The sequence below is a fragment of the Gemmatimonadaceae bacterium genome (assembly GCA_035633115.1).
In the GTDB taxonomy this organism is placed as follows: Bacteria; Gemmatimonadota; Gemmatimonadetes; order Gemmatimonadales; family Gemmatimonadaceae; genus UBA4720.
The window spans coordinates 163,512-188,555 of record DASQFN010000102.1; the positions used below are offsets into that span (position 1 = coordinate 163,512).

Consider the following 25,044-nt stretch of genomic DNA (forward strand, 5'->3'; position numbering starts at 1 on the left):
ACTGCACTACGAACTGCGGTCTACACCACGGACTGCGGACTAAACTACGGACTGCGGACCAATGCTCTCTTTACTGCCACGCCCGCTCTTAGCGGCCTTCATCACAATCTCCGGCTGCACGTCGAGCTCCGTCGTTCCGCGTGAGACGCCGGGCACAGTCTCTCACCAACGACGCGCCGAAGCCGTCTCCCTGCTCGGCGACACACTCCGGACTTTCCCGCTCGCCCCCGAAACAGTCACTCGTTACGAGCGGCAGCTCGCAGAGGCGCGGTCGGCGTATGAGCGCACACCGACGAATGCGGATTCGATCGTCTGGCTCGGCCGCCGCCTCGCTTATCTCGGGCGGATCAGGGAAGCGATCGACGTGTACACGCGCGGCCTGTCGATACATCCGCAGAACCCCTGGCTCTACCGGCATCGGGGACACCGGTACATCACCGTGCGTGAATTCGATCGCGCGCTCGCGGATCTCGAGCGGGCAGCGTCCCTTGTCGTGGGAAAGCCCGACGAGGTTGAGCCCGACGGACAACCGAATGCGCTCAACCAGCCTATCGGGACGCTGCACTCGAACATCGACTATCACCTCGCGCTGACGCATTACCTCAAAGGTGATTTTGAGCGCGCATTACCGATTTACAGGCGCGAGCTGGACAATGCGCGGAACGATGATCGTCGCGTCTCGATCACGTACTGGTACTACCTGAGTCTTCGCCGGCTTAGCCGTGCAGACGCGGCCGCGGCCGTGCTCGCGCCTGTCTCACGTGGGATGACGGTGATCGAGAACGACACCTATCTGCGTCTCTTATCGTTGTACAAAGGCGAGCTTCCCGCCGACTCGGTACTTGTGCCGGAAGCAGGCGGTGGTGTGATGTCGGTCACATACGCGACCGCCGCGTATGGTACTGCCATGTGGCACCTGCTCAACGGCCGCAATGCCGAAGCCGAGCAGATTTTCCGGCGAATAGTAGCCGGTGGCCAGTGGGGAGCATTCGGTTACGTTGCCGCCGAGGCGGAGCTGGCGCGTCGCCGCACCGTCAGGTCGAGCGTTGATTACGAGCGGTTCATAGGGTCGCCGCGAGCCATATCTATCCGATCTGCATCTCGGGCGGCACCTCAGGACTCATCAACGACGCGCCTCCATCGGCATAGATCACCTGTCCCGTGATCCAGCGCGCCTTCTCGGAGCAGAGCAGCGACACCAAGTCTCCGACATCTGCTGGGGTACCCAGGCGTCGCATCGGTGTCCACCCTCCGCTATGCCAGTTCCGGATGAGGGTCTGGACCGCTTCGGGCAGACTGTTGAGGACACTGTCTTCTATCCAACCCGGGCTGATTGCATTCACCGTAATGCCGCGCTGTGCGACGGCGACGGCGAAGTAGCGGACGAGGGATTCCAGGGCAGCCTTCGCGGAGCCCATCGCCACCCACGGCTGCAATCCCCCTGTGCGGCTTCCTGTGGCGTACGTGATCGCGAAAATCCGTCCGCCTTCTCCCATCAGCTTCGCCGCTTCGCGCGCACCCACCAGGAATGCCTTCGCCTGAGAATTGAAAGCGTTGTCCCATTGCTCGAGGCTTATCTCGAATGGCGCCTGGAAAAACTCGGGTACCTCCGGACGAGCGCTGCTGACGAAAATGTCGAGCTTGCCGAACTCAACTTTCACCTTGTCGAACACGCCAGTGATTGCTTCCATGCTCTTCACGTCGGCCTGGACGAGGAAACCGTCGGATCCACGTTTGCGCACTTCGTCCAGAGTCGACTGCGCGGCGGACTCGTTCTGGTAATAATGAACCGCGACTCTGACGCCGTTTTCCGCTAGTGCGAGCGCAATGCCCCTGCCAATGCCGCGCGAGCTCCCCGTTATCAGCGCGGTCTTTCCATCGAGTGCCATTCGAACCTCCGTGCGTCGTCTCCCATTCTTCGCGTCAGTCGAAGCGACCGCAAGAATACTGCATGGCACGGGCCAGTGGAGTCACAGATCCGGCGGAGCGGCGTTGTTGTCCGACCGATGTCAGAACTCGTTGCTGTAACTCACGAATTTCAACCGTCCGTCGCGCTCGATGATCGATCCGAACAGGCGATGACGAGCTGTCTCAGAGCTCGAATCCATGAGCACGACAGTGCAGTCGGTCCAGATGAGGTTGCCGCCTTGACGTTCCGGGTTTCGAGCGCAGGAGTGATTCACATATCTCAGTGGCTGGCCCCCCAGGCGGCGAAGAAGACGAGTCAGGCCCGACGCGCTTGGATTCCGGATCTGATTCCAGACGAGTGCCGGCGACTGGCGATAAGGCGGACGCGTGTAGGGCGACTCTGGATAGACGAGATCCGCAAACTCGCGCGCGGCGAGGCGCATCGCACGGAGATCGGATGAATCGTTCGTGACGAGCGCCTTGATGAATCGCCTTACGAGAGCTTCGCGCGAACGACTGCCCGATGTCAGCGCAGTCACACTGTCACTGGTGCCGCTCCCGCTCGAGGCGCCTTGTTCGCGCACTGCCAGACGGAAGCGGCGCAGCTCTTCTTCAACCGGAAGAATGGAATCGACCACGTACCCCGGTAGCGTCCGGTTGATCGCGTCCTGTCGGGCGCGCGCGATCGAGTCGGCGCGGATACTGTCCTGAGCTATCCGCGCCGTGGCTGGCTCGTCGCGCGCCGGCGAGCAGCCGGTCGCGACGATGACTCCGAGGAGGACCAGCCTTTCGAATCTAGTTCCGGGAATAGACAGTCCAGCCGGTCCACCACTTGGCACCGCCCGGAGCTGCTGCCCCGACGTACGCGGTACCAGTAACGGCCGTGCCGGCCTTCGTGCCGATCTTGCCCGTGAACGTGGCGAGCCCGCCAGTGGCGATGGGCGAGGCTGCAGGAGGCGTCCAGTCGAACGCAGCGACGTTTGCCGGAACTGCACCCTGCCCCGGGAGCGCCGTGAATAGCGATGCAGCGGTCACCGCCCCAGTTGTGAGGTTGTTGCCGGCGAGGTCGAACGAGTTCTGGATCGTACTTCCGCCACCCGCCTGGAAGACCGCGCTGCCAGCCTCGGTGAAGTAGATGTTCCTGACAACCAGGTCAGCAGTTGCGACATCTGGAGCTGCGACCGATCCCGCGCGCGCGAACGTCTCCGCATCGCGGATGGACACGCCGCCTCGCGGGAAGCGCGCGACGACGCCATTGACGTAGTAGCCACCGGTGCCGCGGCGAAGCATCATGCCGTACCCGCCGCCCGAGCCGACGCAGGCAACGTCACCACACCCGACGAGCGTGAAGTTCGTGACGAGCGGCACTGTGAACGGCGCCTGATTGAACCCAAGGCCGCAGCCCGAGCCGCTGCATCCATCGTTTTCGATTCCCTGAAGGTCAGTGGCAAAGAAACCGGCACCCGTGCGGGGCGTCAGCTGCACAGAGTTGTACCCGATGAGGAACGACAGCCGTCCGACAAATCCCTCCGACATGTCGTACATGTCGTCACCCGACTCATAGGTTACCAGATGGTCGAGGTCGAAGCCGCCGCCGAAGAACTCGAACGAATCGTCGAGCCCGCCCATCGACTGCAGGTAGGAAGCGCGCGTTCCCGATCCGACCGCCGCGAAGGTGAAGGAGTTGAGCTCGTTGTTCAGCGATGGCGCGTAGCCGGCGAACTCCACACGAACGTATGAGAGTGTGCCCGAGTTATCGGTCGCGACGCTGCCACCGGAGTAGAGAACCTGGTAGTTCTTTCCGGCGACGACAGCCGAGCCGTCCGTTCCGGACCCTTCGATCTCCACCGACCCGCTGCGATTGTTGATCGCGTTGCCGACGATGACGAGACCGCCCCAGTCGCCCGGCTGTCGCTGACCAACCGGCCGCGACGATGTCAAAACGATTGGCGCGTCGGCGGTGCCGACAGCCTGAATCCTGGCCCCGCGAAGAATCCACAACGACGAGCCGACAGTTGCAAAGTCGCCCTTGATCGTGGTTCCGGGCTCTATTGTCAGAGTCGCTCCATTGGCAACGTGTATGAATCCCTTGAGCGTGTAAACCGTGTCCGCGTACAGCGTGCGATTGGCTGTGACGTCCGTAGTGAGGTCCGCCGCCGCATTGCCAAAGGTTAGAGTCGTGGCCGACGCTTCTCCCGAAGGAATGCTCTTGAGTGCGTCGCGATTCGTGATTACGCGGTAGCGGTACACCGTATTGACCTTGAGCCCGGCGTCCGTATACGTGACCGCGCCGACGGTTGCGGGCGCGACAATGTTTGTGATTTGCGCGAAGCTGCCCGCAGCGCCCTCTGCGCGCTCGATGTCGTAGCTCGTGTCGCCTGCCCGGCTGCTGAACGACAGTTGAATGGCGCTCGATCCCTTTGCGGTGGTTGAGAGTCCGACGATCGGATCAGGCGCGGACGGGCCGGTATTTGATTCGCTGCACGCAGCAGCGTAGAGTGCGATCATGGCGACCGCGGCAATCAGCGATCGGCGATTGAGCTGCATTCGTTTTCCTCTGGAAATGGAAGTTGTCGCATGAAAAAAGAAGAGGTGGCGATGCCAAGTTCGCCTTCGCCACCTCCAATCGAACAGAACGGTGTCGCGGTTCTGCGTCGCCACGGTCACAACGCAGTCACAATCCGACGAAGCCTGCTACGGACGAATCTGGAAGCCCGCCTGGATTGTCCGGCCAGTTTGGTACAGCTCGCGCGTCGCAGTTCCCTGAGTCGTCTCGTACGATGAATCGAAGAGATTCTTTGCGTCGAAGCGCGCGGTGACGATTCGGGTCAGGCCGAAGCGGAGCGAGAGGTCGAGGACGCTGCGCCCGCGCTGGATCACGTCGGGCAGCGGGGAATCACCGGCCGCATCGATGCGGTCGCCGATTCGGTTGAACAGCAGCGTCGCGGATGATCCTCCCCCAAGCGAGGTGTATGAAAGCCCGGCGTTGAACACGTATGGTGCCTGTCCCACCATCCTGCGGCTGAGGTTCGTCGCGCTCGCCTCCGTGTCCTTGAAAAGGTGGATGGTGCTCTGCATCGCGGTGAGATTCGTGAACACGGCGAACGGAGTGAGCGCCTTGCCCAGGAAGCCCAGGTCCTTCCGCATCTCCAGCTCGACTCCGTAGTTGTCGGCGCTTTCTGCGTTCGTATAGAACACAGTTCGTGTCCCGGAGCCCGCCGCGCGATAGACGCGCTCGATGGGGAGATCGAACCTCTTGGCGAACAGTCCGATGCTCAGAACCTCGCTACTGCTCGGGTACCACTCCCATCTCAGGTCGGCGTTCGAGATGTTCGTGCGCGACAGGTTCTCGTTGCCCTGCGTGTCATCACCATTCAGCACGTCACGGCTCTTGATCGGCGAAAGCTCGCGATACTCCGGACGCGCCAGCGTCCGCGACGCTGACAGTCGCAGCTGCTGCGAGTCGTTGAGCTTCACGTTCAGAGCGAGCGACGGAAGCAGGTCGTTCCATCGCTTTGACGTGTAAACGGGAGATCCGAGCGTGGAGAACGCGTCCACCTCGAGTCGATCGCTCTCGTAGCGGGCGCCGCCGATCAGTCGAAGTCTGTCTGTAAGTGCGATCTCCGCCATCGCGTATGCGGCAGACAATCGGTCGTGCGCAGTATACGAGCCGCCCTGCGCGAGCGGTCCGAAGTCGAAGATCTTCGAGCTGGCAAACCGGCCGTCGAATATCTGTTCGGGAGGCAGCTCGCGAACCGCGTTAGAGATGCCGTTTGCACTTATCGCATAAGCGCGAGTATCCGCATCCCGGTCGGTCCTGCGCGAGAGGGCACCGATACGGAATGAGCTCTGCCGGCTCGAGCCAAGAAGCATCTGGTAACTGCCGCTCACCTCGCGGCTCTTCTCGTCGAGGTCGGAGAATGTGCGCGTCGCCCCCGCGTTTCCGGAGTTCTGCCACCGAAGAATATCAGGGCCATTCGGAGTGTCGCGCTCGATTGCCTGCACGAACTCCGATTTGTCGGGTTCGTAGCGGCTCACGCCGCTCGCAGTACCGGCCCACTCGATGCGCTGCCTCGAGCCAAGCTGATGCTCACCGGCCAGCTGGAGCGACCGGACTCCTCGCTCCACGTATTGCATCCGGCTGATGCGCGCGCGAATTCCCTCGTTCTCGAACGATCCGGTCTCGACGATTGCATCGTTGTCGGCCGTGCGATTGTACAACGCGTTGAGCGAGATGCGCGAGGCATCCCCAATAAGAGTGCTGAGGTTCGCGAGGCCGCCCCAGAGAACGCTCTGACTCGACCGCTGCCCTACGAAGCGATCGATCTCTCTCGTTTCGCCCGTCGTGTTACCGCGATCTGCAAGAGCGCGCACCTGGCCGTCCCGGAAGTCCGTGGCGGACGAGTACGTGCCGGAGAAGAGGTACCCTATACGATGTGAGAAGAGAATTGGGTCGTTGCCGCCGAACGACAGCGACGCCGACGCGACTGGCGGTGCAGTTCCGCTCTCGGGCGTCCACGCATTTCGGAACCGGCTGACGATCAGATCCTTGTCGCCCTGATTCAGGTTGATTCCCTGGAAGTTGCCGAGCGACCGCACGAGTGAAGGCAGATCGCGTCCGGTATTGACCATGCCGAGCCGCTCGCCTCCCGTCGTTCTGCCGGCGAGAATACTCGCGCCGGTAGTGCCGGGCTCGTAGCCTCCACCGAGCTGGAGCGACCAGGTGCGGCGCACGGGAAATTCGCGCGTCCTGATGTCGACGAGCGCGCCTGAAAAATCGCCCTGCAGGTTTGGCGTGAACGTCTTCGTGGTCGTTATTGACTGCACCAGTCCGGCGGGGAACATGTCGAGCGGTACGACGCGCTTCTCCGGCTCCGGGCTGGGGACGCGAGCACCGTTCAGCGAGCTCGTCGTGTAGCGCTCCCCGAGCCCGCGAACGAAGACGTACTTGTTGTCCTGAACAGTTACGCCGCTAACACGCTGTACCGCCTGGGCTGCATTGCCGTCGGGACTTTTGCTTATCTGTTCGGCGGTGACGGAATTGACCACGCCAACCGCTGTGCGCTGCGAGTCGAGCGCGTCTCTCACCGTACCCCGCTCCGCCGACGCGGTGACCACCTGGGTGGTGAGCTCCACCGTCGCGGCCGTAAGAGTGATGTTCTGCTCCAGCGTCCGGCCGGCTTCGAGAAGAATGCCCGTGACGGTCTTTGGCGCGAAGCCGATGCGGCGCACGTGCAGCGTGACCGTCCCGGCGGGGACATTGGTCAGCGAGAAGCGGCCATCGAGAGCCGTCGACACTCCGCTCGTTGTGCCGACCACCTGGACGCCGACGTCCACGATGCCCTGGCCGGTGACCGCATCGATAACGCGTCCAACGATCCGGCCGGTCGGGCTCTCCTGAGCACCAGCAGCCTCACCGAATGTGACCAGTGCGCAAACACAAAGTATGGAGGATAGTCGCAAGGGAACCTGTCGTTGTGGTGGTATGGTGCAAATCGGCAGGCGTCAGGCATTCGCTGGCTCCTGCCCTGGAAAGAACACTGCACGGAGAGGGTCTTGATTCCGCGACGGAATTGCATCGGACGCGTAACGGCGCCTCGTTACGCGAGCTATTTTGCGGTCAGCCCCTCATGACCGTGGCACTGCCCGAGAAATTTTCCATGACCGTACCTCCTACGACTCCCCCCGAGACCCCACCGGTAGCTCCGAAATCGTCGCTGTTCCCGCTGGCGATTCTCGCGGTTGGCCTGCTGATCCTGCTCGCCGCCGGTTACTGCACGGTGAAGACAGTCCCGAGGCTGATCGGCTTCGGCGGTGGCGGGACAACCGTCACCCACGATCTCGTGGTTGACCGCATGCGAACAGTCGCCAAGCTCGTCTCGAGCGAGACGACCGTGCGCGATGTCGTCATCTATCAGAACACGCGATACGGATCGACTAAGCGAACGCTCGTCGTCGTCACCGGCCGGCTTCTCGCGGGAATCAATCTCGAGGCCAACCCCAGCGTCCGCATCGACAATGACTCGAAGAGCATCGCGATGGAGCTGCCGCCCGCGCAGCTTATCGGAGTCGAGGTTCTCGACCTCAGGACTTACGACGAGCGAGCGGGATTGTGGAATCCCTTCACTCCCGCCGACCGCGATTCGATTCAGCGCCAGGTTCGCGCGCAGCTGACCAAGGCAGGCAACGACAGCGAGATTCTCGAGCACGCAAACCGCAGCGCAGTAGAGATGCTCCGTACGATGCTGGCGCAGGACGGCTACCGTGTGGAAGTGAATATCAGGGGGAAACCGAAGCCGACGGGCGTGGATCGCTGAACCAGAAGACTCACGATCGTGGCTCTTGCAAGCCGCCGGGCCGACCCGTCAGAAAGCTGAGATTTCCGTACATTTAATCCGGAGGATCTCCAATGTCTGAATCCAATCGGGGCGGGTGGAGGACGTGCAGCCGAGGTCATAAGTACCGGGGGCCCGGTGGATGCCCGATTTGCTGGAAACGAAGTCATCCTGCCGGTCGGAAGTCCGCGAAGCCCCGGCGGAAATCCGCGTGACCGGAGTGCAAATGACCGGCTCTTCAGAAGTCTCGACTGAAGCTGCACGCGCCAGCGAGGCCGGTCCCGACCCGGGCCCGCGGCCGCTCGATAACCAGCTCGACGTCTACGGCCTTACGCATCCCGGCAAGAAGCGCCCGAATAACGAGGATCATTTCCTCATCTGCGCTCTTCAAAAGCAGATGGAGGTTTACCACACCAGTCTGCCCGATACATCGCACCTGGGTTCCAACGAGCGGATGGCGTTTCTCGCCATGGTGGCCGACGGCGTGGGCGGGGCCGCAGCGGGTGAAGAAGCGAGTCGCCTCGCACTCGAGGCGGTGACCCGGTACGTGTCCGGAGCGCTGCACTGCTACTACACGAGCGATCCGCACGACGACACGAGCTTCATGCACGAGCTCGAGGAGGCCGCGCTCAAGGTGCACAACGAGATCGCCGCCACATCCGCGTCGGATAGGAGTTTACGCGGAATGGCCACGACGCTGACGCTTTTTCTCGGAATCTGGCCGCGGGGTTACATGCTGCAGGTGGGGGACAGCCGCGCGTACACCCTGAAGGACGGGAAGCTGACCCAGACGACCCGCGATCAGACCATGGCCGAAGAGCTGATCGATCAGGGAGTATTCACGCGCACAGACGCGGCGCAGACGAAATGGGCGCACGTATTGTCGAGCGCGATCGGAGGCCCCCAGGCTGCACCCGTTGTAAGAGGGTTCGACCAGGCGTGGGGACAAGTCGGGCTGATGTGCAGCGACGGTCTCACGCGTCACGTGTCAGACGATCAGATCCGCGACCGTCTCATGTCGTTGACGTCATCGCGCCAGGCGTGTGAGACCCTCCTGCAGGATGCGCTCGACGCTGGCGGCGCGGACAACATCACGATCATCGTCGCCCGGACAATAGGCGGAAAACAGAAGGAATAGCGAAAAAAACCGGATGAACGTTTCAGGCTCATCCGGCTTTCGGCGTTTCCTTCAACGCGGCGGCTAACGAGCCACTATGTCTGCCTCCACATCAGAGTCGGTATCCGACTCGGGCTTGGATTCCCAGTCATTTGCCGATTCACGGCCGACGATCTGCGCTCTGGTCTCGACGTAGCGAATGAGGGCCAGCAGCCTCTTCGATTCGAGCGGCAGCTCGAGCGCGGCGAGCGTTGCACGTTGAACCCGCGGAGGCATTGGCACGGCGGCAGCATCCTCACCATGAAATACGAGAAACGCGCCGCCCTCGGCGAGGGGAACACGCAGCGTCATCCGGATTTCGTCGATCGCGGAGCGCTCCACCAGCACGACGATCGGCCGGAGATCTCCGACAGAGTCGAGTGCATCGGTGAGACTTGGAGAGAAAACAAGCTGGTGACCAGCGGCGGTGAGCGTTTGTGAGGCTCCTTCGATGAGCGCCGTATCGGTTCCGATAATCAGCAACATCGCCATGCTTCCACTCCTTCGCCCACTGGGCCTGCCAAAGCCGTGAATCCCAACATCACCGCTTCCTGACTATGGCAAAAGCGGAGCCATGCGGGAAGCACCTCACTGGCTCCTGCGGACGATGCAACTAACAAAAAGCAATTTCTAAGAGGGTCCGTCGGTCCAGGCCGAATCTGTCAAGGCTATATCAATCCAAGTACCGCGGCCTGAATAAAACCTATGAGGAAGTAGGCGATGATCGGCGTGATATCGATCATGCCGAGCGTCGGAATCACCTGCCGGAGCGGTCTCAGGATCGGCTCGGTCACTACGTACGACCAGTGAATCCATTTCGAGTGAGGCGAGACCGGCAGCCACGAGCTCACAACGCGGACGAGCAGTGCGATCCGCACGAAGTCGAACGCCCAGGACACGAGCAGCCTGAACATTTCGCGCGGTCCACCCCGAACGGCGAAGGTCAGTCCGTACATCTGGGCGCGAATGAAATCGAGCAGGCTGATGACGAGGATTCCGCCGATGACGACGGCAGCGAGTGCCCACAGTGGAGCGCTGACCGGATTTCCACCAGCGGAAACGACGCGACGCTCGATTGGCGCGAGGAAGGGATCGATTCTCGTTCTGGTGAATCGCGCCGTCGCGCCAAAGAGATTCAGACGGCGCGTGCGCACGAGCCAGTCCAGGATGCAGATCAGCGCGAATAAAACGGCAAGCGCGAGAATCACGACGCGCACGATCTCGAACGCAACGTTGACCGCGCCAAGCGCGGATCCCACTGGAGAGCCCTGATTCACCTGGGCGGTTTCAGCGGGAAAGCCGCGCGTATCACAGCAGTGAAACGCGCATGTTCAGGTTTTTCACAAGGAAGGCGAACTTGTCCGCGGCCTCCTCGATCAGTTTGTTGACGGGCTTGCCCGCGCCGTGGCCTGCTTTCGTCTCGATGCGAATCAGGATGGGTGCCGGTCCGGCCTGCGCATCCTGAAGGGCAGCCGCATACTTGAACGAATGCCCAGGTACCACACGGTCGTCATGGTCAGCAGCGGTGATCAGAACTGCGGGGTAACGAGTTCCGGGCTTGATGTTGTGAACGGGCGAATACGCGCGAAGGACTTCGAACTGCTTCGGCTCATCGGGAGAGCCATAGTCGGAGACCCACGCCCAGCCGATGGTGAACTTGTGGAACCGGAGCATATCCATCACTCCAGCCGCAGGGAGTGCCGCGCTGAACAGGTCCGGTCTCTGATTGAGAACCGCACCGACGAGAAGTCCACCGTTTGAGCCTCCGGAGATCGCGAGCTTCGGGGTCGACGTGTATTTCTCGCGAATCAGATACTCCGCGGCCGCGATGAAATCATCGAAGACATTCTGTTTCTTTGCGAGCATCCCGGCTTCATGCCATTCCTTGCCGTACTCGCCTCCTCCGCGAAGGTTTGCGACGGCGTAGATCCCGCCCATCTCAAGCCAGACGAGGTTGGCCGATGAAAACGTCGGAGTCTCAGCAATGTTGAATCCGCCGTATCCGTAGAGGATGGTCGGGTTGCTTCCGTCGAGCGCCGTACCCTTTTTCGCGGTGATGAACATCGGCACGCGCGTGCCATCCTTGCTCGTGTAGAAAACCTGCTTTGTCTCGAACCGCGAGAGATCAACCGGCAGCTTTGGAGTAGTGTACGGCTCACTGCGGCCTCGGTCCACGTCGACGCGGTACACTGCGCGAGGCGAGAGGTAGGACGTGAACTGGTAGAACATCTCATCGTCCTCGGGCTTCCCGGTGATTTGCGTGACCGTGCCGATGCCGGGGAGATCGAGCTCCCGGATGAACGGATATCCCACTCCGCCGCGTGCCATGTCGCGCCTCGTCGTATCGAGCCTTTCCGGCATGGGCGCGCGCGAAATCCCGCCGCGCGGGTCACCGGTGGGTGGGCGCCGAAGGTCGCGCAAGTCGCGATCGGTCGGCATTCCATAGAATCGCACGGACGAGCGCGCGTTCTGCAGGTACGACACGACGAGCCGGTTTCCGATAACCTTCGCGTCGGTCAGCGCATCCTTGCCCTCACCGATAACGGTGAGCCACCGGTTCGGCTGCGGGTTGTTGATGTCGATCGAGACTACGCGACCCTTTGGCGCCGTACGGTCCGTGCGAACGAGAAAGACGTCCCCCATGTTGCCAATGAACTGATACTCGGCCTCGAAGCGGTCGATGAAGCGGACAATCGGAACATTGAGGTTTGGCTTCTTTCCGTTGTCGCCCAGGAACAGATAGTAGAGCCGTGTGCGCTGGTCGGTGCCCTGGTAAACCGTGATGATCGCGAACTTCCCGTCCTCCGTAACCTGCGTATCGAACAACCAGTCCGGCTGGTCGCGCTGCTCGTAGACCAGCTCGTCGGACGTCTGCGGCTTGTTGATGCGATGGTAGTAGACCTTGTGTCCCTTGTTGACATTGGTGAGCGTGTTGCCGGTCTTTGGCTCGTCATACCGCTCGTAGAAGAATCCTTTATTGTCCCTTGTCCACGAGATGCCGGAGAACTTCACCCACTTGAGCTGCTCGGGCAGGTCACGCCGGGCCTCCACATTGCGGATACGAATCTCCTGCCAGTCGGATCCGCTTACAGTCGTGGCGTAGGCAACGAAGTTTCCGTCGGGGGAAGGCTCGCTCGCGTTCAGCGCTACCGTACCGTCGGCTGACAGAGTGTTCGGGTCGAGCAGCACGCGCCACGGGCCGTTGCCGTTCCTGACGAAGAGAACGGGCTGGTTCTGAAGCCCGGTATTCTGGAACTGAAAGTATCTGCCGCCCGATTTGTAGGGCGCGTCGAAGCGTGGATAGTTCCACATCTGCGTCAGCCGGTTGCGGATAGCGACACGCTCCGGGATGGCTCCGAGGTAGCCGAAGGTCACTGCATTCTGGGCCTGGACCCAGGCTTTTGTCTGCGGAGAATCCGGATCCTCGAGGCCACGGTAGTGATCGGCGACCTTCACGCCGTGGTAGTCGTCTACCTGGTTTGCCTTTATCGATATCGGATACTTGAGCGCCCCTGATGTGGTTTGCGCGCCCGCAAATATGGGGAACGTGAGCGCGAGCAGCGTCGCTCGCCTGACCGGACGAATACTTGTCACTGGCAGCTTGGGTTGGGTTAGGTCAATCTACGACTAATGAACCGAATGGTTCCAGATACGCTGTACAGCCCTGCGGACTGCGGGAAAAGTGCCGTTGGCCCCCTGGTGTGGCTGAGTCTTGCCGTCGCCATCGCCTGTTCTCCGCCTCCCGCCACGGGCGGTGGTGACTCGCCTGGCCGCGTCATTCGTGTGATGACGTACAACATTCAAGCCGGCGGAGGACAACTGGAAAATGTCGCGGAGGCAATCCGCGGCGTGACGCCGGACGTCGTTGCACTTCAGGAAGTCGATGTTCACTGGAGTGACCGAAGCGCCTTCGCGGATCAGGCCGCACAACTATCGAAGTCGTTGGGGATGCAAGCACGCTTCGCGCGGATCTATCGATTCGCCCCGGCAGACTCGGCCGGACCGCCGCGTGAATACGGTGTTGCCTTGCTCAGCAAATGCCCCATTCTGTCCTTTACCAACCATACGCTCACACGGTTGTCCACCCAGGAAGCGAATGCGGCGCCCGCTCCGATGCCCGGGTTTCTGGAGGCGAGCGTGAATCTCGGCGGAGCGACGGTTCGTGTATTCAACACGCACCTCGACTATCGCGCAGATCCGGCTATTCGGCAGCAGCAGGTCGCCGAGATGCTGGCGATTATCGGCGAGTCGCCCGGCCCAACGCTGCTCCTCGGCGACTTGAATGCGCAGCCGGAGGCACCGGAGCTCCAGCCTCTCTTCGGCAAGCTGAAAGATGTATGGTCTTCACGGGAGGAGCGCGGCTTTACGTATCCCGCAGCTCTCCCGGATCGCCGCATCGACTACATCCTTGCGTCGCCACATTTTCGCGCGCGATCGGTGCGTGTACCCGTCACTCAGGCGTCCGACCATCGCCCTGTCGTTGCAGACCTGATTCTGCCGGGAGACTCAGACGGACACAAAGGCTCCTGTGATGCCGACGGATAGAACGTCGGAGCTGAGCGCGAGCTATGACGAAGTAGCCGAGGAGTACGTGCGGCGAATCGCAGGTGAGCTCGAGCACAAGCCGTTCGATCGTGAGCTGCTGGACCGTTTTGCGGCGATGATCGATGCCAACGAGACGGTTTGCGACATAGGATGCGGGCCGGCGCACGTTGCCCGGCATCTCCTCGAACGCGGCGTAAAGGTCATCGGCATCGACCTCTCCCCCGAGATGGTCGAGCAGGCCCGGCTTCTCAATCCTGAGCTCGACATTCGCCAGGGCGACATGCTGTCGCTCGACGTTCCGGACGAATCATGGGCGGGAATCGTCGCCTTCTACTCGATAATTCACGTTCCCCGCGCGAGCGTCCCTCGCGCTCTGAGCGAGCTTGGGCGGTGCCTGCGTCCCGGCGGACGACTGCTGATGTCATTCCACATCGGCGACGAAGTAATGCACCTGGAAGAGCTGTGGGGCCATCCGGTAAAGATGGATTTCATTTTCTTTCGCACTGACGAGATGCTCGGCTACCTGGGCGAGGCGGGATTCGATGTAGAAGAGGCGCTCGAGCGCGACCCATATCCCGACGTCGAGTACCCGAGCCGGAGAGCCTACATTCTCGCGTTCAAGAGACTCAGAACTTGAAGACGAAATCCAGCCAGGGGAACAACGGCACGTCGTTATTGTCCCCGATCAGCTTGAACAGCGCGAAGTCTACTGTGAGCTTCTCGCTCATGAGTCGAACGCCCCCCGAGACGAGGGGATCGCCGATTGCGCTGGTGACGAAGTAATTCTCCGTCACGAGGGCAACTCTCCTCGAGATACGTTTCTCGCCGCCGATCATGGCCAGCGGCTCGGACGTGACGTCATCCCCCGCGAACCCGTAGCCGAGTCCGCCGGTGACGCTTGCGTCGCTCGTTCCGTAGCTGCCGACACCGTAGAAAATCCCGGCGAAGTCACCCTCTCCCCCGATGACCCCGCCAGCGAGCACGCCTGCGCCGAGGTGGACCTTTTCACCTACGCTCATCCCGATCTTTGGAGTGACATAGTAGATCTGGTCGTCCAATCCGGCCGGGAATACGGACACGCCTCCACCGATTGAGAAGTTGTCGGTGACTCCGTATGCCACCCCTGGAAGAAAGAGCTGGTAGACCGAGAAATAACCCTCTCCCTTCTTGAGCATCCGCCCGGTAGGGGCAAAGAACAGCCTCGTGTCGTTCGGGTTCGGAAACCAGCCTTCGGCCGCGCGTTGCGACGCCGTCTGAACGGTTCGGATGGACGCGAAGGGAATCGTGAGAACGCCGCCGGATGTCTGTACCTGAATAGAGCTGTCGTTAGCCGCCACGACGCGCCCGACGATGGACGACCCGTCGATCGTCGAGACTGTGACGACGATTGTGGAGTCCATGGATCGCAGTCGTTCACGAAGCTCCGGGCTCGCCTGGGCGCGGGATACGCCCGGAAGGGCGAGAACGAAAACGAGAGTGAAAAGGGCTCCTGTGATCGAACGAGATATCTGCACTCGGTATCTTTCCTTTTGGTGGGGTGAGCCTGCGTTAATTCAAGTCCGGGAAGTCTGCCCTTTAGACGGGAGATTTGACAGTGCCCAGTCAAACTGAGCGGGAACGACGTTACTGGCTGTTCAAGACCGAGCCGTCGACGTTCTCGTTCGACGATCTCTGGAAAGCGCCGGCCCGCACCGTTTTCTGGGACGGCGTCCGGAACTTTCAGGCTCGCAACATGCTCCGCGACCAGATCGGGGAAGGAGACCCTGTTTTCGTATATCACTCGAGCTCGGTCCCAACGGGCATCGCCGGCATCGCAGAGGTGGTGCGCGCCGGATATCCCGACCACACGGCCTTCGATCCGGACGATCCTCACTTTGATCCGAAGAGCCACCGCGACTCGCCAATGTGGTACATGGTGGACATTCGCGCGGTGAAAGCTCTCCCTCGACTGATCACTCTCGATGAGCTGAGAAACGTGAAAGGTCTGGAGAAGATGGTTCTGCTTCAGAAAGGAAGCCGCCTTTCGATTCAACCCGTCAGTTCGGAGGAGTGGGAGATCATCAATTCGATCGTCTGAGCTGAGAGGCGGAGTGCGGTACAGTTTGATTTGAGACCGAGAGTTTTTTGGATCTCAATGCCAGTTTTGGCATAAATCTCAATTCAGCGTCTGGGTTAGTAATTGGTCTGAATGCCAAAACTGGCATTAGGATCCAAAAAACTCTCCGGTCTCAAATCAAACTGTACCACTGCCGGCGGGCCAATGTTCTCACTGTGCCGCTTCCGCTAGATTTTGGGGATAACGGGAGAAAGAATGACAAAGGCAACCACGGTCGAAGCGCCGGTCGAGACCGCCACGGACACGCTCGAGCTGCAGGACTCACGCACAGAGCGCACGTATAATATTTTGATCGTCGACGGCGCCATTCGCGCCTCGGATCTCAAGCAGATCAAGACTGACGACGAGGACGACCCCGGGCTCCTGAGCTACGACCCGGCGTTCCTGAACACCGCGGCGTGCCGCAGCGCGATCACCTACATAGACGGCGATAAAGGGATTCTGCGTTACCGCGGCTACCCCATTGAGCAGCTGGCGGAAGGCTCGACTTTCCTCGAGGTGGCCTGGCTCCTGAGGCACGGCGAGCTCCCCAACCAGGGAGAATACGATCAGTTCGTGCACGACATCACGTACCACACATACGTGCACGAGAACATGCGGAAGTTCCTCGAGGGATTCCGCTACGATGCGCATCCGATGGCGATGCTCAACAGCTCCGTTGCCGCGCTGGCGACGTTCTATCCCACCTCGCGGAACATCTTCGACGAGCGTGAGCGCACAATCTCCATCATCCGGCTGCTCGCCAAGGTCCCGACGATCGCCGCGTTCTGCTACCGCCATGTGAAGGGGCTGCCGTTCATCTACCCCGACAATGATCTGAGCTACGTCGAGAATTTCCTGTCGATGGTGGCGCGGATGAGCGAGCCCAAATACGAGGCAAATCCGATCTTCGTTCGGGCGCTCGAGGTGCTCTTCATTCTCCACGCCGACCATGAGCAGAACTGCTCCACGAGCGCCGTCCGCGCCGTCGGCTCATCGCACGTCGATCCCTTCTCGGCGATGTCGGCCGGAATTGCGGCGCTCTTCGGGCCACTGCACGGGGGAGCGAACGAGCAGGTCCTGCGAATGATCGCAGAGATCGAAAACGTGAAGAACGTCCCGCAGTTCATCGAGGGCGTGAAGGCGGGCAAGGGAAAGCTGATGGGCTTCGGCCATCGTGTTTACAAGAGCTACGACCCGCGTGCAAAGATCGTGAAGGCGCTGGCCGACGAGGTGCTCGAGGTCGTCGGAGTCGACAAGGATCTGGAGATCGCGCTGGAGCTCGAGAGGATTGCTCTCTCGGACGATTATTTCATCTCGCGCAAGCTTTACCCGAACGTGGATTTCTACACGGGGCTGATTTATCGCTCGATGGCGTTCCCGACGGATTTCTTCACCGTGCTGTTCGCTATAGCGCGGACAGCCGGCTGGCTGGCGCAGTGGGAGGAGATGCTGCTCGACAAGGAGCAGAAGATCGCGCGGCCGCGGCAGATCTACACCGGCCCTTCGGAGCGGCCGTACAAGCCGCGCATCGAGCACCGGCACATGGCGGGCCCGCGAACGCAGAAAGACGCGCTCCGCCAGTAGCGTTCGGCGCACGCGCCCACGACGCTGATGCCGGATAACTCGAAGCGGGAGCGCCGCTTCAACGAGGAAGAAGTCGCGCTGATCATCAAGCGCGCGGCTGAGCTGCAGCAAACCGAGCACGTCGAACAGGAGCCAGGCCGTGCGCTCTCGCTCACCGACGTGGAGCAGATCGCGCGCGAGGCGGGTATAGATCCGAAGCTCATTCGCCGCGCCGCGCTGGGGCTGGACCAGCCCTCGACGACAATCCGCCCGTCCCCGTGGCTCGGGGCACCGACGCGGATCGTGTTCGAGCGTGTCGTGGACGGCGAGATTCCCATCGAGGAATTCGAGGCTCTGATCGCCGAGGTCCGCCGCACGTTCGGTGACAACGGCGTACCGAGTGTGCTGGGGCGGTCGCTCGCGTGGAGCTCGAGCGGAACCGCTCGGCGGAAAGCCCAGGGGCGTCACCTCGACGTGAGTGTCGTCGTCAGGGGTGGAGTGACTACAATTCGGGTGGAGGAAGAGCTGCGCGGGCTTGCGGATCGTCTCGAGGAGCTTATGACGGCGGCGGCTGTCACTCAGTCGGCGCAGATCAGGGATGCAGGCAGGCGAAGGCTGCCGAGCGTGGATGCGACGGCTGACGCGGAGGCGTGAGCTTGCTGGTCGGGCTCGAGGGTTTTGGGGTGTAGGTCAACTGGCAGACCGCCGGACTGTTAATCCGGAAGTTGGTGGTTCGAGTCCACACGCCCCAGCTCTTGCGCCTCATGCAACGCGCCACAATTCACGCGGTGTGGGGTGCGACAGGAGGCGCAAAGTCGCTCTTCGCGCAGCCGTTTTTTCATGCGCTGTGCTCGTCCTCGCGCCCTCTCTCGTCAACGCCCACGCGAGACTGGTGAGGAGTGAGCCGCGGGCAGGGGAGAGGCTCGCAACGTCGCCGGCTCTGATCAGGCTCGAGTTTTCCGAGATTCTGATGGCGCGAGTCAGCCGCATCGTGCTCGTTGGCCCTGTCGGTGACACGGTCGAACTCGGGCCGGTGGATTCCATGGGCTCCCATACAATTGCCGCGCGGCCCGCTGGCTCTCTAACAGGCGGGACGTATCGTGTTCATTGGGTCGCAGCGGGAAGAGACGGCCACCCCGAGCGGGGGAGCTTCTCGTTCACGGTTGCTGGATCGCACCCTGCCGCGCCCGGCGCGCCCGCCGCACTCGCTGCCCCCATCGGCGTGAGCGGAGATACCGCAGCTAGCGATAATCCGGCCGATGCGATTGCCCAGGGCCGTTCCATGACGATCGCGCGGTGGCTCGGATTCCTGGCACTGTTCTCCGTCATCGGCGCCGTAGCGTTCAGGTTTGTCGTCCTCGGAAGGCTCGCGCGGTTCATCGACGTCGGCGACCCTTTTCTTCACATCGCTTCAGTGGGAGCCGCGACCTACGGACTTTTCGCATCCGTAGCTCTGGTTTTGACGACGGTCATCAAGCTGTACGGCGAATCACTGGCAATGCGGGATATTCCACTCGAAGCGATTTTGTTTGCGACTGGCTGGGGGTGGGCCTGGTGCGCGCAGTTGATTGCGTGTCTGATCGCGATCGTCGCATTTGCCATCGCTCACCGTGGAACGCGCAATGGCTGGCTGATGGCCGCGCTTGCGGCAGTCGTGCTGGTTGTGACTCCGGCTGCGACGGGGCACGCGATTGGAAGCGATCAGGCTTTGCTCACCGTTCCGCTCGATGTGCTTCACGTCCTCGCTGGCTCAACCTGGCTCGGGACGCTCGCGGTCATTCTCATCGTGGGCATCGGCTCAGCCGCGAAGACGCCGGGAACGGTGTCCCTCGGCGCGCGCGTTGCCGCAATGATCAACGCGTTCTCGCCGATGGCCCTCGTCTGCGGGGGGACTATAGTAGCGACCGGCGCATTTGCGTCACTTCTCCATCTGGAGCCACTGTCGAGTCTCTGGACCAGCTGGTACGGCAGGGTTCTGCTGGTGAAGCTCGCTTTTGTTGTGCTCCTTTTCGTAGTAGGAGCCTGGAACTGGAGAAGAATCAAGCCCAGCCTCGGCGGCGACGAGGGCGTTACCGCGCTGCGATTCTCGGCAAAGGTCGAGGTGTCCGTCGCCGCAATGGTTCTGATGGTTACGGCTTTTCTGGTGGCTTTGCCTCTACCCGACTAAGCGCGCGACGGTACTCCGACCGGTGACTCGAATCAGCGGCGCACTCTGTACCCGGGCCCGCGCAACGCCCGTCCAGGAAGCGCGGCAGTGACCTTTCCCTCGTCGACCACGAGCTTGCCGTTGACCATCACATGCGTGACACCTGTCGATAACTGCTGTGGCTGCTCGAAAGTCGCGTTGTCGATAATCGTCGCCGGATCGAAAACGGTGATATCGGCGAAGATTCCCGGCTTCAGCAGCCCGCGGTCGCTGAGTCCCACTCGCTGCGCAGCCAACGAAGTCATTTTCCGAATCGCGAACTCGAGAGAGATCACCGAATCCTGCCTCACGTAGCGTCCGAGTATTCGGGGGAACGTGCCGAAGGCGCGCGGATGCCCGCGCTCGCCCCATTTGCCGGTTGAATCAGGACTGCGTGCGCCCGCATCCTGGCCGACCGAGACCCACAGCTGCTTCATCGCCAGACGCAGAGCATCCTCGTTGAACGAAAAGTAGAGGGCGCTCGTCCGGCCCCGGTCTGCGATCAGGAGATCGAAGGCGGCATCGTATGCGTCGCCCGTGCCTCGCATGCGGGCGATCTCCGTCAATCGCTTTCCCTGGTATTTCTTCAAGGAATCGGCGTTGACTTCATTCACCATCGTTCGATCTGCAGTGCGAATCCCGGCGGCACTATCCTCAGCCAGCTCCTTTTTCAGACGGGCGCGAACCGCGGGATCCCTGAGGCGCGCGACGAGCGAATCGCTGCCGCCTTCCTGCACCCACGTGTTGAGCATGGCGGTGAGGCCGGTCCCGCTCGCCGTGTACGGGTATTGATCCGCGGTGACGTCGATTCCGGCGCGGCGCGCCGAGTCGATCAATGCCAGCGCCTGCTGCATCTGCTCCAGTGAGCGCGACTTGATATGCCTGATCTCGGCCCAGGTACCCGCTTCGGCGGCAATGCGGATTGTCTCGCGAACCGCTTCGATGAGCCGCGCGCCTTCGCTCCGCATATGCGTCGCATACCCGCCACGATAGGGAACCACGAACTTCGTCAGCGCGATGAGCTCCTCGGTCGAGAAAAAGGTGCTGGGGATATAGATCAAGCCTGTCCCCAGCCCCATGGCGCCGTCGCGCATGGCCGAGTCGATCAACGCGCCCATCTGCGCCATCTCAGCGGGAGTGGGGTGGCGATTGACGCCGCCCATGACCGCGCGCCGCACAGAGCTGGTCCCGACGTACGTGCCGAGGTTGATAGCGGTGCCGCGGCGCTCGAGCTCGCGGAAGTACCCGTCGAGCGAGCTCCAGGGCTGCTGCGGGTTCGGCGCCTCGCCAAGCGCCACATTCGGCCAGGCCGAGCTCACCTCACCCGTGATCTCGCTTGTGATGCCCTGGGTGATCTTCGACACCGCATGTGGCCCGCGAAGTATCGACGACTCCGAGTGTCCGAGCATGTCGATGAAGCCCGGTGCTACGACATGATCCTTTGCATCGATCACCCGCTCTCCAGTCAGGCCTGGCAGCGATGGGCCCACGTACGCGATTCGATCGCCGCGCGTGGCCACGCTGCCCCGATACCACGGATTGCCTGTCCCGTCTACAATCCGCGCATTCGTGATGAGGATGTCGTAGCCGCCGGCCGATCTCGGGACAACAGTGGCGCGCGGCGCACAGGCGGCCAGAGCGAATAAAAGGAGGCCCGAGGCGCATCTCACGGGGCCGCTCCGAGCTGCTTCGTCGCGTTCTCTATTTCAGCCGACATCGCATCGAGCGCTTTGGCGATGACCGCGAGTTGCGCTTTCATCTCCTGCCAATTGCGCTGCTCGATTGCTTCTCTTACTCCCGGAAGGGTCTTCACCCCGTACCCCGTGTAATAACCGGGCGCGTAGATCTGATGCCTGAACCACGACCTTCGCGGCAAGCCTGCTTCAGCAGTTAGCGCCCGCTCGGTGCGCATCAGGGTTCTGTCGAGTGAAGCGAGCGCTGCGGCGTTCAACTTCGGCGCGCCAAGCGCGCGTGCAGCAGCCGAGTCATAGGCTTTGGAAACTCGCTCGAGCCTCGTCAGCGCGGTTTGAAGCGGAGAAAAGTCGATCGCCGGAACGGGCTCCATCGCCTTCGGTGGCACGATCGGCAGTTTCGGATCGCCCGCCAGCTGATAGACGCGGTCGCGAACGAGGGCATTCACCCTTTCGGTTTCCTCGCGCATGTCGTCGGCGAGCTTCGTGACTTCCTTGAGATACTTGCCCGCCGTTTCCGAGAACGGCGAGAACGCGAGCGGAAGGATGTCAGCGTTCGCGAGCCTAAGCACGATCCTCCCGCCAACTTTGGCCAGCGCAACGCCGTACTCGAATCCGGGATCACCAAACCGCTTGTAGTGGGCGAACGAATCGTAGATCGAGTGATAGGATCCACCGGCGTCCTCGCCACCGAACCCGATGTTGAGCGATGCGATTCCAAGGTGCTGAAGGAACGGCGTGTAGTCGGAGCCGGAGCCGAGGGCGTCGATTCGAAGATCCGTTCGCGTGAGCGCTTCCTTTTTCTCCTCGTCCGTTCCGCGCAATCGGACTGCGGCCCGTGCTCGCTCGAACACGCTCACCTTTGTCTGCGGATCGGTAACTGACCGCGCAACCTCGCTGACGAACCGCTCGAGTGTGTGCGATCCGCCAACTCCAAGAAACCCTCGTCCGTTGCTGTCGGTGTTGATGTAAACGGCGCCGACTCGTGACAACAGCTCAGCGTGCTGCTCCACCCATTCAGTAGACCCGAGAAGTCCGGGCTCCTCGGCGTCCCACGCCGCGAACACGATTGTCCGCTTGGGCTTCCACCCGCTCTTCGCGAGCCCAGCAATGCCGCGGGCTTCCTCCATCAGCGCGACCATTCCGCTGATGGGATCGTCGGCGCCATTCACCCACGCGTCGTGATGATTCCCTCGAATGATCCATTCGTCCGGCCGCTCACTGCCACGCATCGTCGCTATGACGTCGTACGCCGGCTTGATGTCCCAGTTGAACTCCAGTTTAAGATGGACTTTTGCGGGTCCGGGTCCGATGTGATAAGTGATCGGAAGAGCGCCGCGCCACGACGATGGCGCAACGGGGCCGCCGAGTGCGCGAAGAAAGGGGAGCGCATCGGCGTATGAGATCGGAAGAACAGGAATCTTCGTGATCGTCGGAGCGCTCTTCACGTCGAGCCGCTTCGCGTTTTTCGTGGCGCCCATGCCTGGAGTGAGCGGATCGCCGGGATACGTCGGCATGTCTTGGACTGCACCGCGCTGGGCGCCGTACTCGTTGCGGAAGGCTCCCTTCGGATAAACGTCGCCCGCGAAATAGCCGTCATCGCGCGGGTCCGAATAGATGATGCACCCAATCGCTCCATGCTCGGCTGCAACTTTCGGCTTGATTCCGCGCCACGACTGACCGTAGCGCGCGATGACAATCTTTCCCTTCACGTCGATGCCGCGAAGGGCAAGCGAGTCATAGTCACGGGGGATTCCGTAGTTCACATAAACGAGCTCGCCGGTGACGTCCCCGTCCGCAGAATACGCGTTGTAAATCGGAAGCTGCTCGGCGATCTGATTGCTCGTCGGATCTTCGGTCAGCGCCGGCTCAGCGAGCTTCGCGGTGAACGGCGTGGGGGACAGCAGCTCCAGCCCGCGAGTCTTCGGAGTCGGGAAGAGAACATCGAACTGCTCGATCTTCGAGTCGTAGCCCCACGATCTGAACAGTGAATCGATGAACTGCGCGTTCGCCTTGCCGTGCGGCGACCCAACGTGATGCGGTCGGGCGCTGAGCCGCTGCATCCACGATTCGAGATTCTGCTTGTTCAACGAGGCATCATACCTCCCCTCGAGGGCAATCTGCCGCGTCGAGCTCTCGGCGGTGAAGCCGAGCAGGGGCGCGTCTGCGAGCGGTGTCGCGGCAACCAGTGTCGCAAACAGGCCGAACGCCGCGAGAGTCGAGTAGCGTCTTGCTTTCAATGTGACTCCGGTTGTGTGCGTGTCGCGCGGCGCCGGCCGCAGTCAGGAAACCTTGCGCGTCTTCTTTCGCAGAAAGTCCATCAGAATGAATTGCCCAAGCGTCATCGTGTTCGTGAAGTATGCTTTGCCACGGCTGATCTCGGATACGCGCTTCACGAATTCCACCAGTGCGCGGTCACGGGCGAGCATAAACGTGTTGATCATGATCCCCGAGCGCCGGCAATTTGCAACTTCCTTGAGCGTCTCGCCGACAACCGCGAGGTCGAGGCCCATCGAGTTCTTGTAGATGTGCCCGTTGGGCATCGTGAGAGCGCTTGGCTTGCCGTCGGTGATCATCACGATCTGCCGCATGTCCTTCTTCTGTGCCAGCAGGATGCGGCGCGAGAGCTTCAATCCTTCCGCAGTGTTGGTGTGGTACGGCCCCACCTGCGCCTGTGGCAGCATCGCCAGCGGGATCTCCTCGGCCGAATCGTGAAAGAGTACGACGCGCAGAGTATCGCCGGGGAATTGGGTGCGAATGAGATGAGTCAGCGCGAGGGCGACTTTCTTCGCCGGCGTGAAGCGATCCTCGCCGTAAAGGATCATCGAATGCGACGTGTCGAGCATCAGCACGGTCGCACACGAGGACCGGTACTCTGCCTGCCGCACCATCAGGTCGCCGTAGTCGAGGTCGAGCGGGATCTCGAGTGAGCCGGTGCGCGCGAGGGAGTTCTTCAATGTCTCGTTCACGTCGAGGTTCAGGACGTCTCCGAACTCGTACGGCTTGCTGTATCCATCGGCCTCGATGCCGGTTGCGAGGTACGGTGTGTCATGGCTGCCGAAGCTCGACTTGCCGAGCGAGCTCAGGATGGAGCGCAGCGACTTGTAGCCCAGGAAGTCGATTGCCTTGTCGGTGAGATTGAACTGGACCGATTTCGAGGCGGCGTGTGCGAGTCCGCCGGGACCGGTGACAGACTGATGACCGGCCGGCATTTGCGGAGGCGCGTCGAGCTTGAGGTAGCCCTCCTCGCTCAACCGCTTGACGAGATCGTCGAGAAGCTGGGCGAGCTGGTCCTCGGAATCCTCGTCGCCTTCTCCGCGAAGCGCCTTCAGCAGCTCCGGCGTGAACTGCCCGCTCTCGATCAGCGCCTCGAGGATGGCCTGCTTGAGCGCCTCGAGTGATCTGTCCGCTTCTTCTCCGTAATCGCCCCAGGGATCAAACTGCGAGCCACCGGCAAACCCGGACTGGAGCAGAAAATCGGCGAGCTTCTCCAGCAGCGACTGCAGATCGACCGCATCAGCCATCTCGGGGCTGAACTTCGAGTACGTATGCGACCGCATGCC

Annotated in this window: 20 protein-coding genes and 1 tRNA gene; 10 read left to right on the forward strand and 11 right to left on the reverse strand. The window is 61.6% G+C overall.

Annotated features, from left to right (window positions below; translation table 11 throughout):
• Positions 1-61 precede the first annotated feature (61 nt).
• Positions 62-1,165: a tetratricopeptide repeat protein gene (locus tag VES88_12695; GenBank protein HYN82355.1), complete on the forward strand. Its 1,104-nt coding sequence runs from the start codon at positions 62-64 to the stop codon at positions 1,163-1,165.
• On the opposite strand, the gene VES88_12700 is transcribed toward VES88_12695, so the two are convergent.
• The 4 genes from VES88_12700 to VES88_12715 all read right to left on the reverse strand — a co-directional run bounded on the left by VES88_12700 (position 1,086) and on the right by VES88_12715 (position 7,371).
• Positions 1,086-1,889, reverse strand: coding sequence for an SDR family oxidoreductase (locus VES88_12700; protein ID HYN82356.1), 804 nt, complete (start codon positions 1,887-1,889; stop codon positions 1,086-1,088). The two genes, VES88_12695 and VES88_12700, sit on opposite strands and share 80 nt — an antisense overlap.
• A 120-nt stretch (positions 1,890-2,009) precedes the next feature.
• Complete coding sequence (locus tag VES88_12705) at positions 2,010-2,747, reverse strand: hypothetical protein (GenBank protein HYN82357.1); 738 nt, start codon at positions 2,745-2,747, stop codon at positions 2,010-2,012.
• Positions 2,704-4,455 carry a fibronectin type III domain-containing protein gene (locus VES88_12710; protein HYN82358.1) on the reverse strand — a complete coding sequence of 584 codons (1,752 nt, stop codon included), beginning with the start codon at positions 4,453-4,455 and terminating at the stop codon, positions 2,704-2,706. The genes VES88_12705 and VES88_12710 overlap by 44 nt, the downstream gene beginning before the upstream one ends.
• Before the next feature lie 147 nt (positions 4,456-4,602).
• Positions 4,603-7,371, reverse strand: a complete 2,769-nt coding sequence (locus VES88_12715; GenBank protein HYN82359.1) for a TonB-dependent receptor — start codon at positions 7,369-7,371, stop codon at positions 4,603-4,605.
• A 197-nt stretch (positions 7,372-7,568) separates the two neighbouring features.
• Here VES88_12715 and VES88_12720 point away from each other — a divergent pair, with 197 nt between their 5' ends.
• Together VES88_12720 and VES88_12725 are read left to right on the forward strand one after the other, a co-directional pair.
• The gene (locus VES88_12720) at positions 7,569-8,225 is read left to right on the forward strand and encodes a DUF4230 domain-containing protein (protein HYN82360.1); all 657 of its coding nucleotides are present in this window, start codon (positions 7,569-7,571) and stop codon (positions 8,223-8,225) included.
• A 244-nt stretch (positions 8,226-8,469) separates the two neighbouring features.
• Positions 8,470-9,381 (forward strand): protein phosphatase 2C domain-containing protein, encoded by a 912-nt coding sequence (locus VES88_12725; GenBank protein HYN82361.1) that lies wholly within the window; start codon positions 8,470-8,472, stop codon positions 9,379-9,381.
• 63 nt (positions 9,382-9,444) lie between these two features.
• On the opposite strand, the gene VES88_12730 is transcribed toward VES88_12725, so the two are convergent.
• The 3 genes from VES88_12730 to VES88_12740 all read right to left on the reverse strand — a co-directional run bounded on the left by VES88_12730 (position 9,445) and on the right by VES88_12740 (position 12,993).
• On the reverse strand, positions 9,445-9,891 hold the full coding sequence (locus VES88_12730; protein ID HYN82362.1) for a hypothetical protein: 447 nt from the start codon (positions 9,889-9,891) through the stop codon (positions 9,445-9,447).
• A 176-nt stretch (positions 9,892-10,067) separates the two neighbouring features.
• Entirely contained in the window at positions 10,068-10,658 is a 591-nt protein-coding gene (locus VES88_12735) for a YggT family protein (protein HYN82363.1), read from the reverse strand.
• Positions 10,659-10,707: 49 nt separating this feature from the next.
• On the reverse strand, positions 10,708-12,993 hold the full coding sequence (locus tag VES88_12740) for a prolyl oligopeptidase family serine peptidase (GenBank protein HYN82364.1): 2,286 nt from the start codon (positions 12,991-12,993) through the stop codon (positions 10,708-10,710).
• 36 nt (positions 12,994-13,029) lie between these two features.
• On the opposite strand from VES88_12740, the gene VES88_12745 reads away from it, so the two are divergent.
• Both VES88_12745 and VES88_12750 read left to right on the forward strand, forming a co-directional pair.
• A complete protein-coding gene (locus VES88_12745; protein HYN82365.1) occupies positions 13,030-13,944 on the forward strand; it encodes an endonuclease/exonuclease/phosphatase family protein in 915 nt (304 codons plus the stop codon).
• Positions 13,931-14,581 (forward strand): class I SAM-dependent methyltransferase, encoded by a 651-nt coding sequence (locus tag VES88_12750; protein HYN82366.1) that lies wholly within the window; start codon positions 13,931-13,933, stop codon positions 14,579-14,581. The genes VES88_12745 and VES88_12750 overlap by 14 nt, the downstream gene beginning before the upstream one ends.
• Here the strand turns inward: VES88_12750 and VES88_12755 are convergent.
• A complete protein-coding gene (locus VES88_12755) occupies positions 14,571-15,458 on the reverse strand; it encodes a hypothetical protein (protein HYN82367.1) in 888 nt (295 codons plus the stop codon). The genes VES88_12750 and VES88_12755 overlap by 11 nt on opposite strands.
• An 80-nt stretch (positions 15,459-15,538) precedes the next feature.
• On the opposite strand from VES88_12755, the gene VES88_12760 reads away from it, so the two are divergent.
• The 5 genes from VES88_12760 to VES88_12780 all read left to right on the forward strand — a co-directional run bounded on the left by VES88_12760 (position 15,539) and on the right by VES88_12780 (position 19,772).
• Positions 15,539-16,021 carry an EVE domain-containing protein gene (locus tag VES88_12760; protein HYN82368.1) on the forward strand — a complete coding sequence of 161 codons (483 nt, stop codon included), beginning with the start codon at positions 15,539-15,541 and terminating at the stop codon, positions 16,019-16,021.
• Between the two features lie 234 nt (positions 16,022-16,255).
• Complete coding sequence (locus VES88_12765) at positions 16,256-17,626, forward strand: citrate synthase (protein ID HYN82369.1); 1,371 nt, start codon at positions 16,256-16,258, stop codon at positions 17,624-17,626.
• Between the two features lie 27 nt (positions 17,627-17,653).
• Complete coding sequence (locus tag VES88_12770; GenBank protein ID HYN82370.1) at positions 17,654-18,259, forward strand: hypothetical protein; 606 nt, start codon at positions 17,654-17,656, stop codon at positions 18,257-18,259.
• Positions 18,260-18,284: 25 nt separating this feature from the next.
• Positions 18,285-18,357 (forward strand) — tRNA-Asn (locus VES88_12775).
• A 140-nt stretch (positions 18,358-18,497) separates the two neighbouring features.
• Complete coding sequence (locus tag VES88_12780) at positions 18,498-19,772, forward strand: CopD family protein (GenBank protein ID HYN82371.1); 1,275 nt, start codon at positions 18,498-18,500, stop codon at positions 19,770-19,772.
• 32 nt (positions 19,773-19,804) lie between these two features.
• Here the strand turns inward: VES88_12780 and VES88_12785 are convergent, their stop codons facing one another.
• The 3 genes from VES88_12785 to VES88_12795 are packed head-to-tail and all read right to left on the reverse strand — an operon-like array spanning position 19,805 to position 25,041.
• Positions 19,805-21,460 carry a D-aminoacylase gene (locus VES88_12785; protein ID HYN82372.1) on the reverse strand — a complete coding sequence of 552 codons (1,656 nt, stop codon included), beginning with the start codon at positions 21,458-21,460 and terminating at the stop codon, positions 19,805-19,807.
• Entirely contained in the window at positions 21,457-23,721 is a 2,265-nt protein-coding gene (locus VES88_12790; protein ID HYN82373.1) for a M28 family metallopeptidase, read from the reverse strand. Before VES88_12790 ends, VES88_12785 begins: the two co-directional genes overlap by 4 nt.
• Positions 23,722-23,763: 42 nt before the next feature.
• Entirely contained in the window at positions 23,764-25,041 is a 1,278-nt protein-coding gene (locus VES88_12795; protein ID HYN82374.1) for a VWA domain-containing protein, read from the reverse strand.
• Positions 25,042-25,044 lie beyond the last annotated feature (3 nt).